The 12203-nt window shown below is 60.2% G+C and carries 11 protein-coding genes; 9 read left to right on the top strand and 2 right to left on the bottom strand.

Annotated features, from left to right (window positions below):
- The first annotated feature begins 68 nt into the window (after positions 1-68).
- Positions 69-677 (top strand): TetR/AcrR family transcriptional regulator, encoded by a 609-nt coding sequence (locus tag AB9L16_RS07295; protein WP_041479604.1) that lies wholly within the window; start codon positions 69-71, stop codon positions 675-677.
- Between the two features lie 128 nt (positions 678-805).
- Here AB9L16_RS07295 and AB9L16_RS07290 read toward each other — a convergent pair whose 3' ends face one another.
- Positions 806-1264: a transposase gene (locus AB9L16_RS07290; RefSeq protein ID WP_310215022.1), complete on the bottom strand. Its 459-nt coding sequence runs from the start codon at positions 1262-1264 to the stop codon at positions 806-808.
- 212 nt (positions 1265-1476) lie between these two features.
- Complete coding sequence (locus tag AB9L16_RS07285; RefSeq protein ID WP_041479606.1) at positions 1477-1917, bottom strand: heme-binding protein; 441 nt, start codon at positions 1915-1917, stop codon at positions 1477-1479.
- Between the two features lie 268 nt (positions 1918-2185).
- Between AB9L16_RS07285 and gcl the strand changes: the two genes are divergently transcribed.
- From gcl to AB9L16_RS07245, 8 genes are all read left to right on the top strand, one after another.
- Entirely contained in the window at positions 2186-3961 is a 1776-nt protein-coding gene (gene gcl / locus AB9L16_RS07280; protein ID WP_042607573.1) for a glyoxylate carboligase, read from the top strand.
- 210 nt (positions 3962-4171) lie between these two features.
- Positions 4172-4954 carry a hydroxypyruvate isomerase gene (gene hyi / locus AB9L16_RS07275; protein WP_056783872.1) on the top strand — a complete coding sequence of 261 codons (783 nt, stop codon included), beginning with the start codon at positions 4172-4174 and terminating at the stop codon, positions 4952-4954.
- A 162-nt stretch (positions 4955-5116) separates the two neighbouring features.
- Entirely contained in the window at positions 5117-6010 is an 894-nt protein-coding gene (locus AB9L16_RS07270) for a 2-hydroxy-3-oxopropionate reductase (RefSeq protein WP_016771028.1), read from the top strand.
- A 154-nt stretch (positions 6011-6164) separates the two neighbouring features.
- Positions 6165-7439: a glycerate kinase gene (locus tag AB9L16_RS07265; RefSeq protein ID WP_375123292.1), complete on the top strand. Its 1275-nt coding sequence runs from the start codon at positions 6165-6167 to the stop codon at positions 7437-7439.
- Positions 7436-8851 (top strand): pyruvate kinase, encoded by a 1416-nt coding sequence (gene pyk / locus AB9L16_RS07260; RefSeq protein WP_065615110.1) that lies wholly within the window; start codon positions 7436-7438, stop codon positions 8849-8851. The genes AB9L16_RS07265 and pyk overlap by 4 nt, the downstream gene beginning before the upstream one ends.
- Positions 8852-9077: 226 nt before the next feature.
- Positions 9078-9992, top strand: a complete 915-nt coding sequence (locus tag AB9L16_RS07255) for an urea transporter (RefSeq protein WP_375123291.1) — start codon at positions 9078-9080, stop codon at positions 9990-9992.
- Positions 9993-10013: 21 nt separating this feature from the next.
- On the top strand, positions 10014-10838 hold the full coding sequence (locus tag AB9L16_RS07250) for an ion transporter (RefSeq protein ID WP_041479613.1): 825 nt from the start codon (positions 10014-10016) through the stop codon (positions 10836-10838).
- A 104-nt stretch (positions 10839-10942) separates the two neighbouring features.
- Positions 10943-11941 (top strand): sulfate ABC transporter substrate-binding protein, encoded by a 999-nt coding sequence (locus AB9L16_RS07245; protein ID WP_016771033.1) that lies wholly within the window; start codon positions 10943-10945, stop codon positions 11939-11941.
- Positions 11942-12203 lie beyond the last annotated feature (262 nt).

The following is a 12203-nucleotide window of genomic DNA, read 5'->3' as shown; positions in this document are numbered from 1 at the left end:
GTTGAGCGCCGCTCAAGGCCGGTGCTACCATGCGCCACCGCCAGAACAGGCAAGGAACCACCGGGTTTATGAGCACAATCCGCGAGCGTAACAAAGAACTGATCCTGCGCGCCGCCAGCGAAGAGTTTGCCGACAAGGGCTTCGCGGCGACCAAAACCAGCGACATCGCCGCCAAGGCGGGATTGCCCAAGCCCAACGTCTACTACTACTTCAAATCCAAGGAAAACCTCTATCGCGAGGTGCTGGAAAGCATCATCGAGCCGATTCTGCAGGCCTCGACCCCGTTCAACCCGGACGGTGTGCCGAGCGAGGTGCTGAGCGGCTACATCCGCTCAAAGATCCGCATCTCCCGCGACCTGCCCTACGCCTCCAAGGTGTTCGCCAGCGAAATCATGCACGGCGCCCCGCACCTGAGCGCTGATCTTGTCGAGCAGCTCAACGCCCAGGCCAAACACAACATCGCCTGCATCCAGAGCTGGATCGACCGCGGCCAGATCGCCCCGATCGATCCCAACCACCTGATGTTCAGCATCTGGGCCGCGACCCAGACCTACGCCGACTTCGACTGGCAGATTTCCGCGGTGACCGGGAAAGACAAGCTTGATGAAGCCGATTATGAAGCGGCGGCGCAGACGATTATCCGGTTGGTGTTGAAGGGGTGTGAGCCGGATCGGTGAGATCGGGGGAACCGCTTCGCGAGCAGGCTCGCTCCCACAGGGGTTGTGGTGTCCAGACATTTTGTGTCCAACCCAGATCCACTGTGGGAGCGAGCCTGCTCGCGAATAGCTGCACCGCAGACCTCAACTCATAACCAGATCGAATCCCACAACGGATAGTCGCCAAGGCTTTTGACCAGCCCTGCCCGCAATGGGTTGGCAATGACATACCGAGCCATCTTCACCAGATTCTCCTCTTTACGCAGTGCCCGGTCATGGAAGCCAGGTTGCCAAAGGCTGGACTTTCTACCGGTCGAAAGCTTTACCGCTTTGGTGCTGAGGGATTTAGTTCGCTGCATCAATTCGCCGAGCGAGCCACTCTTCAATTCAATCAGCCAGTGAAAATGATCTGGCATTACGACCCAAGCCAGAGAATTGGCCAATCCCGCTTCCTCAGCTGCCCTGAATTGGCTTACAAGCAATCTGCCGAGGAAGAAATCGCTGAATACAGGTTCTCTCCCGGCGGTATTGGCGGTCAGAAGGTAAATGCGGTTGTGTTCTGAATAGCGTCCGATGCGCAAGCGATGTGAAGCAGATAAACCCGGCATTCCGTTGCCTTCTCATATGTTGATCATGAGAAGGCTAGCCGTGGAGATGGCAAAGGGAGCGTCAGACTTTTAGCAAGATGTGTAGCGCAGATCGTATTCGCGAGCAGGCTCGCTCCCACAGTGGGCTTCAGGTGTTCAGACATTTTGTGTCCAACCCTGATCCAATGGGGGAGCGAGCCTGCTCGCGAAAGCGGTTATTCAGACACTGACATTCAACCAACCACCCCACCATCTGCCCTCAAATCCAGCGCTTCCACCGCTCTGATCGCCACCTGCTCATCCACATCCGACAAATCCCCACTGATCCCGATCGCGCCCAGCACTTCACCCGCCTGATTTCGAATCAACACCCCACCCGGAGCCGGCACTACGCTGCCCTGCCCCATGCTGTTCAACGAAGAAAAAAACGCCGGGCGTTGTTGGGCGTCCTGGGCGAGCAGGCGTGAGCCTTTACCCAAGGCGATGGCGCCCCAGGCTTTGCCGATGGCGATGTCCGGGCGCAGCAGGCTAGCGCCATCTTCACGTTGCAGGGCGATCAGGTGGCCGCCGTTATCGAGTACCGCGATGGTCAACGGTGCGGCGTTGATGCCGCGTCCTGCGTTGATGGCTTCGCTGACCAGGTTGACTGCGACTTTCAAGGTTAAAGCGCTCATGGTGCCGTCCTCATTTTGTTATAGGGAAAGTCGTGGGACCGCGCGTTTGTGCCGCAGTCCGATGACACAAATAGAACACAATGAGTTATTTTTTTGTATACAATAATTCTCGAAAAGCGCCACATGCGACGAAAAGCCACAGCGCAGCGGGCTTCCGACGAATGAAACAGGCGCTTGAGAAAATGGATTGACCTGCGCCGTCCGCCGTGAATACACTCTGCGCAAAGCCACTTGTATACAATTACAAAACGTAAAGAGGCACAAAACCATGAGCAAAATGAGAGCAATCGAAGCCGCCGTTCTGGTGATGCGCCGTGAAGGGGTTGATACCGCTTTTGGCATCCCGGGCGCAGCGATCAACCCGCTGTACTCCGCCTTGCAGAAGGTCGGTGGCATCGATCACGTCCTTGCTCGCCACGTTGAAGGCGCCTCGCACATGGCCGAGGGCTACACCCGCACCAAGGCCGGCAACATCGGCGTGTGCATCGGCACGTCCGGCCCGGCCGGTACCGACATGGTCACCGGGCTCTACAGCGCCTCGGCCGACTCGATTCCAATCCTCTGCATCACCGGTCAAGCACCCCGCGCCCGGATGCACAAGGAAGATTTCCAGGCTGTCGACATCACCAGCATCGTCAAGCCAGTGACCAAGTGGGCAACCACGGTTCTGGAGCCGGGCCAGGTGCCTTACGCGTTCCAGAAAGCCTTTTATGAAATGCGCTCCGGCCGTCCAGGCCCTGTACTGATCGACCTGCCGTTCGACGTGCAGATGGCCGAGATCGAATTCGACATCGACGCTTACCAACCGCTGCCATTGGCCAAACCGACCGCAACCCGCGTGCAGGTCGAGAAGGCGCTGGCGCTGCTGGATCAGGCCGAGCGTCCATTGCTGGTGGCCGGCGGCGGCATCATCAACGCCGACGCCAGCGATCTGCTGGTCGAGTTCGCCGAGCTGACCGGCATCCCGGTCATCCCGACCCTGATGGGCTGGGGCACCATCCCTGACGACCACCCGCTGATGGTCGGCATGGTCGGTCTGCAGACTTCGCACCGTTACGGCAACGCGACGATGCTCAAATCCGACGTGGTGCTGGGCATTGGTAACCGTTGGGCCAACCGCCATACCGGTTCGGTTGACGTGTACACCGAAGGTCGCAAGTTCATTCACGTTGACATCGAAGGCACGCAGATCGGTCGTGTGTTCACCCCGGACTTGGGCATCGTTTCCGACGCCGCGGCAGCGCTGACCGTGTTCATCGAAGTGGCCCGTGAATGGCAAGCCGCCGGCAAGCTGAAGAACCGCAGTGCCTGGCTGCAGGATTGCCAGCAGCGCAAGGCCAGCCTGCATCGCAAGACCCACTTCGACAACGTGCCGGTCAAACCGCAGCGCGTTTATGAAGAAATGAACCAGGTGTTCGGCAAGGACACCTGCTACGTCAGCACCATTGGTCTGTCGCAGATTGCCGGCGCGCAGTTCCTGCACGTCTACAAACCGCGTCACTGGATCAACTGTGGTCAGGCCGGCCCGTTGGGCTGGACCATTCCGGCGGCGCTGGGCGTGGTGAAAGCCGATCCGAACCGCAAAGTCGTGGCCCTGTCGGGGGACTATGATTTCCAGTTCATGATCGAAGAACTGGCGGTCGGCGCTCAGTTCAAACTGCCATACATCCACGTCGTGGTGAACAACTCGTACCTGGGCCTGATCCGTCAGGCCCAGCGCGGGTTCGAAATGGACTACTGCGTGCAGCTGTCCTTCGATAACCTGAATGCGCCGGAACTCAACGGTTACGGGGTTGACCACATCGCAGTCGCCGAGGGTCTCGGCTGCAAGGCGCTGCGTGTGTTCGAACCGTCGGAAATCGCCCCAGCCCTGCGCAAGGCCGAACAAATGATCGAAGAGTTCAAGGTACCGGTGATCGTCGAGATCATTCTGGAGCGTGTGACCAACATCTCCATGGGTACCGAGATCAACGCGGTCAACGAGTTCGAAGACTTGGCACTGGTCGGCAATGACGCGCCGACGGCGATTTCGTTGCTTGATTAACTGCTGACCGCTCTCCCTGCGGGAGCGAGCCTGTGTGGTGAGGGGATTTATCCCCGTTAGGGCGCGAAGCGGCCTCAAAACCTGAAACCGCGGCGTATCAGGTACACCGCATACAATGGTTTACGACTGCTTCGCAGCCGAACGGGGATAAATCCCCTCGCCACAGCTCGCTCCCCCAGGGGATCCTCACAAGATTTACGGGAGACCACCATGCCGCGTTTCGCAGCCAACCTGTCCATGCTGTTCACCGAACAGGATTTCCTTGCCCGATTCGACGCCGCCGCCAAGGCCGGTTTCAGTGGCGTGGAATACCTGTTCCCGTACGACTTCAGCTCGGCTGAAATCAAGGCAAAACTCGAGGCCAACGGGCTGACCCAAGTGCTGTTCAACCTGCCGGCCGGTGACTGGGCCAAGGGCGAGCGTGGCATCGCCTGCCTGCCGGATCGGGTCGAAGAGTTCCGCGCCGGGGTCGATCTGGCGATCGCCTACGCACAAGTGCTGGGCAACACCCAGGTCAACTGCTTGGCCGGCATCCGCCCGCAAGGCGTTGACGATGCCACCGTGGAAAAGACCTTCGTCGCCAACCTCAAATACGCCGCCGACAAGCTGCAAGCGGTGGGCATCAAACTGGTGATGGAAGCGATCAACACCCGCGACATTCCCGGCTTCTACCTGAACAACACGGCGCAGGCCCTGTCGATTCGCGAGCAGGTCGGCAGCGCCAATCTGTTCCTGCAATACGACATCTATCACATGCAAATCATGGAAGGCGATCTGGCCCGCACCCTGCAATCGCACCTGGGCGAGATCAACCACGTGCAACTCGCGGACAACCCGGGGCGCAACGAGCCGGGCACTGGTGAGATCAACTACCGCTTCCTGTTCGAACACCTTGATCGCATCGGTTATCAGGGTTGGGTGGGTTGCGAATACAAACCGCTGACCACCACCGAAGCGGGCCTGGGTTGGTTGAAATCACACAACGCAATCTAAGAAACACAGCAAATCCCCAGTGGGAGCGAGCCTGCTCGCGAATGCGGTGGTTCAGTCAACACGGATATTGAATGTTCCACCGCATTCGCGAGCAGGCTCGCTCCCACATGAAAAGCAGCTCCCCTATTTGCTTGAGCACGAAAAAAACAAGAGGATTTTCTCATGGCTAAAATCGGATTCATCGGCACCGGCATCATGGGCCACCCAATGGCGGCGAACCTGCAGAAAGCCGGTCACAGCCTGTTCCTGTCGCAACACCACGACGCGGCCCCGGCCGATCTGGTCGCCGCTGGCGCTGTCGCCCTGGCCAATCCGCGCGAAGTGGCGCAGGAAGCCGAATTCATCATCGTCATGGTTCCGGATACCCCGCAGGTCGATGACGTGCTGTTCCGCGCCGACGGCGTCGCGGCCGGTATCGGCAAGGGCAAAGTAGTCATCGACATGAGCTCGATTTCGCCGACCGCCACCAAAGCTTTCGCGGCGAAGATCAACGAAAAAGGCGCGCAGTACCTCGACGCTCCGGTTTCCGGCGGTGAAGTCGGCGCCAAGGCCGCAACCCTGAGCATCATGGTCGGTGGCGACGCCGATGCCTTCGAACGCGCCCTGCCGCTGTTCCAGGCCATGGGCAAGAACATCACCCTGGTTGGTGGCAATGGCGATGGTCAGACCGCCAAAGTCGCGAACCAGATCATCGTTGCGCTGAACATCCAGGCCGTTGCCGAAGCCCTGCTGTTCGCCTCGAAAAACGGTGCCGATCCGGCCAAGGTGCGTGAAGCGCTGATGGGCGGTTTCGCTTCTTCGAAGATCCTCGAAGTGCACGGCGAGCGCATGATCAAAGGCACCTTCGACCCGGGCTTCCGCATCAGCCTGCACCAGAAGGACCTGAACCTGGCCCTGCAAGGCGCCAAGGAGCTGAACATCAACCTGCCGAACACCGCCAATGCCCAGCAGGTATTCAGCACCTGCGCGGCCATCGGCGGCAGCAACTGGGACCACTCGGCGCTGATCAAGGGCCTGGAACACATGGCCAATTTCTCGATTCGCGACAATAAATAAACCCTGCACAAAACCCTGTGGGAGCGAGCCTGCTCGCGAAAGCGGCTTCACATCCAACATCCATGTTGGCTGACATGCCGCGTTCGCGAGCAGGCTCGCTCCCACAAGGGTTCCGAGTTGCCCTTTCGAATAACAAGAATTCCGGGAGCCCGCCATGTCGGTCGATCCGCAACAACTGCTGCGCGAGCTGTTTGCCACAGCCATCGACGCGGCCCATCCGAACCAAGTCCTCGAAGCCCATTTGCCTGCCGATCGCACCGGTCGGTTGATCGTCATCGGCGCCGGCAAAGCCGCTGCCGCCATGGCGCAAGTGGTCGAGCGCTGCTGGGAGGGTGAAGTCACCGGCCTGGTGGTGACCCGCTACGGCCACGGCGCCCCGTGCGAAAAAATCGAAGTGGTCGAAGCCGCACACCCGGTGCCGGATGCGGCCGGGCTGGCCGTGGCCAAACGCGTGCTGGAGCTGGTCAGCAACCTCACTGAAGACGACCGCGTGATCTTCCTGCTCTCCGGCGGCGGCTCTGCCCTGCTCGCCCTGCCAGCCGAAGGCATTACCCTCGCTGACAAGCAGGCGATCAACAAAGCCCTGCTCAAATCCGGCGCGACCATCGGCGAGATGAACTGCGTGCGCAAGCACCTCTCGGCGATCAAGGGCGGCCGCCTCGGCAAGGCTTGCTGGCCAGCGACGGTTTACACCTACGCGATCTCCGATGTGCCGGGCGACCTCGCCACCGTCATCGCGTCCGGGCCGACCGTGGCCGACCCGAGCACTTCGGCCGAGGCGCTGGCGATCATCAAACGCTACGGCATCGACATTCCCGCCTCCGTGCGTACCTGGCTGCAAAGCCCGGAATCGGAAACCGTCAAACCCGGCGATCCGAGTCTGGCGCGCAGTCATTTCCAGTTGATCGCCCGCCCGCAGCAGTCGCTGGACGCAGCGGCGGTGAAGTGCCGTCACGCCGGTTTCAGCACCTTGATTCTCGGCGACCTCGAAGGCGAATCCCGCGAAGTGGCGAAAGTCCACGCCGGCATCGCCCGACAGATCATCAATCACGGCCAGCCACTGGCGGCGCCGTGCGTGATTCTTTCTGGCGGTGAGACCACGGTAACCGTGCGCGGCAATGGCCGTGGCGGGCGTAACGCCGAATTCCTCCTCAGCCTGACCGACAGCCTCAAGGGCCAGCCCGGCGTCTACGCGCTGGCCGGCGACACCGATGGCATCGACGGCTCGGAAGACAACGCCGGCGCGATCATGACCCCGGACAGCTACGCCCGCGCCGCCGCACTGGGTCTGAGCGCCAGCGACGACCTGGATAACAACAACGGCTATGGCTACTTCCAGGCGCTCGATGCGCTGATCGTCACCGAGCCGACCCGCACTAACGTCAACGACTTCCGCGCCATTCTGATCCTTGAGAACTGCAAATCATGACGCCTGATAAAAAGGTCAAAATCCTCGCCACCCTCGGCCCTGCGGTCGACGGTATCGACGACATCCGCGAGCTGGTCGAGGCCGGGGTCAACATCTTCCGGCTGAATTTCAGCCATGGCGATCACGCCGACCACGCCAAGCGCTATCAATGGATCCGCGAAGTCGAGCGCCAGCTCAACTATCCGCTGGGCATTCTGATGGACCTGCAAGGGCCGAAACTGCGTGTGGGCAAGTTCGCTGACGGCAAGGTGCAGTTGCATCGCGGTCAGGCGTTCCGCTTGGATCTCGATGCGACACCGGGCGATGAGCGCCGGGTCAACCTGCCGCATCCGGAAATCATTGCCGCGCTGGAAGCCGGCATGGATCTGCTGCTCGACGACGGCAAGCTGCGTCTGCGCGTGGTCACCAAGTACGCCGATGCGATCGACACCACCGTACTCAACGGCGGCGAACTGTCCGATCGCAAAGGCGTGAATGTGCCGCAAGCGGTGCTCGACCTGAGCCCGCTGACCGCCAAGGATCGCCGCGATCTGAGCTTCGGCCTGGAATTGGGTGTGGACTGGGTCGCGCTGTCGTTCGTACAGCGCCCGCAGGACATTGTCGAAGCCCGCGCATTGATCGGCGACAAGGCGTTTCTGATGGCGAAAATCGAGAAGCCTTCGGCGGTCGAGCAATTGCGTGAGATTGCTGAGTTGAGCGACGCGATCATGGTCGCGCGCGGCGATCTTGGTGTGGAAGTGCCGGCGGAGAGCGTGCCGCAGATTCAGAAAAACATCATCACCACCTGCCGCGCGCTGGGCAAACCGGTGGTGGTGGCGACGCAGATGCTCGAGTCAATGCGCTTCTCCCCTGCCCCAACCCGTGCCGAGGTGACTGACGTCGCCAACGCCGTGGCCGAAGGCGCCGATGCGGTGATGCTCTCGGCGGAGACCGCGTCCGGCGAATACCCGCTGGAAGCCGTGCAGATGATGAGCAAGATCATCCGTCAAGTTGAGAACGGCCCGGATTATCAGACCCAGCTTGACGTCAGCCGACCGAAAGCCGAGGCGACGGTTTCCGATGCGATCAGCTGTGCGATCCGCCGGATCAGCAACGTGCTGCCGGTGGCGGTGCTGGTCAATTACAGCGAGTCCGGCGCCTCGACGCTGCGCGCATCCCGGGAACGGCCGAAAGCACCGATCCTCAATCTGACGCCGAACCTGCAAACGGCGCGGCGCTTGAGCGTAGCGTGGGGCATTCATTCGGTGGTCAACGATCGCCTGCGTCAGGTCGACGAAGTCTGCTCGACCGCACTGGAGATTGCTCAGGCGCAAGGCATGGCCGAGCGTGGCGATACGCTGCTGATCACCGCTGGCGTGCCGTTCGGGCAGCCGGGGTCGACCAATTCGCTGCGCATCGAGACGTTGATTTAACCCACCCTAAAAGTGGGTGCATAACCTTGTGGCGAGGGGATTTATTCCCGTTGGGCTGCGAAGCGGCCCCCCATCGGAGAATGCGGTTTCTCTGTGGAAACCGTCACACCCTCAAAAGCGACGACTGCTGCGCAGCCGAACGGGGCGGTGCGACGTTTCGCTAAATCCCCTCGCCACAGTGACTTGCAAGACCTTTTGATGTTCCAACTGCCCAGATTTTCTCAACATGCCTGCCAATCACTTCAACACCCACTGCCCCGACTGGGCCGAGGCTTTGCTCAACGGTTTCAGTCAGATTTTCTTCCAGCGCCATCCGCTGTGCGGCCTGCTGTGTCTGTTGGCGATTCTGCTGACGGCGCCGGTGCTGTTCGCCGGGGCGCTGCTCGGTGGCGTTGCCGGTCTGCTCACCGCGCAGCGGCGCAACTACGCCAAGGCCGATCGCCAGGCCGGGTTGTTCAGCTACAACGGCGTGCTGCTCGGCCTGCTGCTGAGCCTGTATTTCCCTTGGTCGCCACTGCTGCCGCAGTTGATTCTTGCAGCCGGTGGCTTGAGCGCGATGCTTACTCAGCAATGGCTCAAACACGTGTACCGCAGTCGCGCCATACCGGCGTATACCTCGCCGTTCGTGGCGCTCAGCTGGGTGCTGCTGATGTTCGCCGAGCCGTCCGCGCCGGCGGCATCGGTCGACCTGAACACGACAAATCTGCTGGCCGCTGAACTGCGCGGATTCGGCCAGGTGATGTTTCTCGACCATCCATTGGCCGGGGCCTTGATCGCCAGCGGCTTGCTGCTCGCCGATCGCCGCGCGTTCTGCTGGGCGCTGCTGGCGTCGGCGATCGGCCTCGGCTCGAGTCTGCTGCACCACGACACGTCCGCCGCACTGCTCGGGCTCGGTGGCTACAACGCTGTACTCGCCGCCCTCGCCTTCAGCGCTCAGCGACAAAATCCGTGGCTGCCGCTGCTCGCCATTGTCCTGGCCTTGCTGGTGACGCCGCTGTTTGCCGCCCTCGGGCTGGCCACGCTGACCGCGCCGTTCATCCTCGCCTGCTGGTTGATCCGGGCTGGCATTCAAATGCTTGGCAAAGCTTCGCTCGCGCATGAGTCTTGCGCTCACGGGGAGAATCACCCTAGGCTGCGCTGATCTTCGATTCAGGCGTTATCCATGGACAGCAGCAACAATTGGCGCGAACGGCTTTACGTCATGATTTTCCAGAGCGACACCCCGGCCGGGCGTCGCTTCGACGGCATCCTGCTGTTGATCATCCTCGCCAGTCTGGTGATCGTGATGCTCGACAGTATCGACAGCATCCACCGTAATTACGCCGACGTTCTGGCCTATATCGAGTGGGGCTTCACGGCGATCTTCCTCGGCGAATACATCCTGCGTCTGTACTGCTCGCCCAAGCCGCTGCGCTATGCCTTCAGCTTTTATGGCCTGGTGGATCTGCTGGCGATCGTGCCGGGCATCCTCGCCCTGTATTACAGCGATGCGCAGTATCTGCTGATCATCCGCATCATTCGGATGCTGCGGATTTTCCGTGTGCTCAAGCTCAGCCCGTATCTCAAGCAAGCCAACTATCTGATGTCGGCGCTGCGTGGCAGCAAGCAGAAAATCGTCGTGTTTCTGGTCAGCGTGTGCACGCTGGTGACAGTGTTCGGCACGCTGATGTACGTGATCGAAGGCCCGGAACATGGCTTCACCAGCATTCCCAAAGGCATCTATTGGGCAATCGTGACCTTGACCACTGTGGGCTTCGGCGACATCGTGCCGAAGACGCCGCTGGGCCAGGTGATTTCCTCGCTGGTGATGATCACCGGTTACTCGATCATCGCCGTACCCACGGGGATTTTTACCGCAGAACTGGCCAATGCCATGCGCGGCGAACAGCTGCAACATGACTGCCCGGGCTGTCAGAAAAAGAGCCATGAACAGAGCGCAGCGTTCTGTTCGCGCTGCGGCAGTCAGCTGTTCAAGAAAGTGGAATAAGCACAGAGCTTTTTAATCTTTAAGCGACTATGCGCTGCCCGTTATAGTCGCTGGCAAATGGCTTCATTTTTGGCATAACACCCCCACAGAACAAGGAATGCGCAGTGAAAAAACTCTTTGGCGCCTCACTTCTCGCCGCTGGCCTGGCCTTGGCCAACATCGCTCAGGCCGCACCAACGCTGCTCAACGTTTCCTACGACGTGATGCGCGATTTCTACAAGGACTACAACACTGCGTTCCAGAAGCACTGGCAAGCCGAGCACAACGAAAACATCACCGTGCAGATGTCCTTCGGCGGCTCGAGCAAGCAGGCGCGTTCGGTGATCGACGGCCTGCCGGCTGACGTCATTACCATGAACATGGCCACCGACATCAACGCCCTCGCCGACAACGGCAAACTGGTGCCGGACAACTGGGTCACGCGCCTGCCGAACAACAGCGCACCGTTTACCTCGGCGACGGTGTTCATCGTCCGCAAGGGCAACCCGAAAGCCTTGAAAGACTGGCCGGACCTGCTCAAGGACGGCGTTCAGGTCATCGTGCCGAACCCGAAAACTTCCGGTAACGGCCGCTACACCTACCTGTCGGCCTGGGGCTATGTGCTGAAAAACGGTGGCGACGAGAACAAGGCCAAGGATTTCGTCGGCAAGCTGTTCAAGCAGGCGCCGGTGCTCGATACCGGTGGCCGCGCCGCCACCACCACGTTCATGACCAACCAGATCGGCGACGTGCTGGTGACCTTCGAAAACGAAGCGGAAATGATCGCTCGCGAGTTCGGTCGCGATCAGTTCGAAGTGATCTACCCAAGCGTCTCCGCAGAAGCCGAGCCACCGGTTTCGGTGGTCGATAAAGTGGTCGACAAGAAAGGCTCGCGCGCTGCGGCTGATGAGTATCTGAAGTACCTGTGGTCGCCGGAAGGTCAGGAAATTGCGGCGGCCAACTATCTGCGTCCGCGTGACCCGGCGGTGCTGGCGAAGTACACCGACCGTTTCCCGAAAGTCGACTTCCTTTCGGTGGAGAAGACCTTTGGTGACTGGCGCACGGTGCAGAAAACCCACTTCAATGATGGTGGCGTGTTCGATCAGATTTACAGCGGGCAGTAAGTCTTGATCTGAAATGAAAAAGACGACCTGAGCAGGTCGTCTTTTTTATAGAAAACAGTTTCTATCGCAAGGGCCACCTGCCTCGGGACTGTGGCCCGCCCCCTGTTCAGCGATTGTCATGCACTCACTGTCGAGTAAACACACTGTGCGCATCCCAAAGCGGCTAATTCCATTACGGAGCAGCGGTTCAATCTATCTAGATCACACATATCTCAACAACCTCTCGGGGTCCTACCGATCCCTTCATAACTCGACCCCCTCA

This window comes from Pseudomonas sp. LW8 (genome assembly GCF_041956865.1).
Taxonomy (GTDB): domain Bacteria; phylum Pseudomonadota; class Gammaproteobacteria; order Pseudomonadales; family Pseudomonadaceae; genus Aquipseudomonas; species Aquipseudomonas siliginis.
This window is presented reverse-complemented; position numbering and strand designations above follow the sequence as displayed.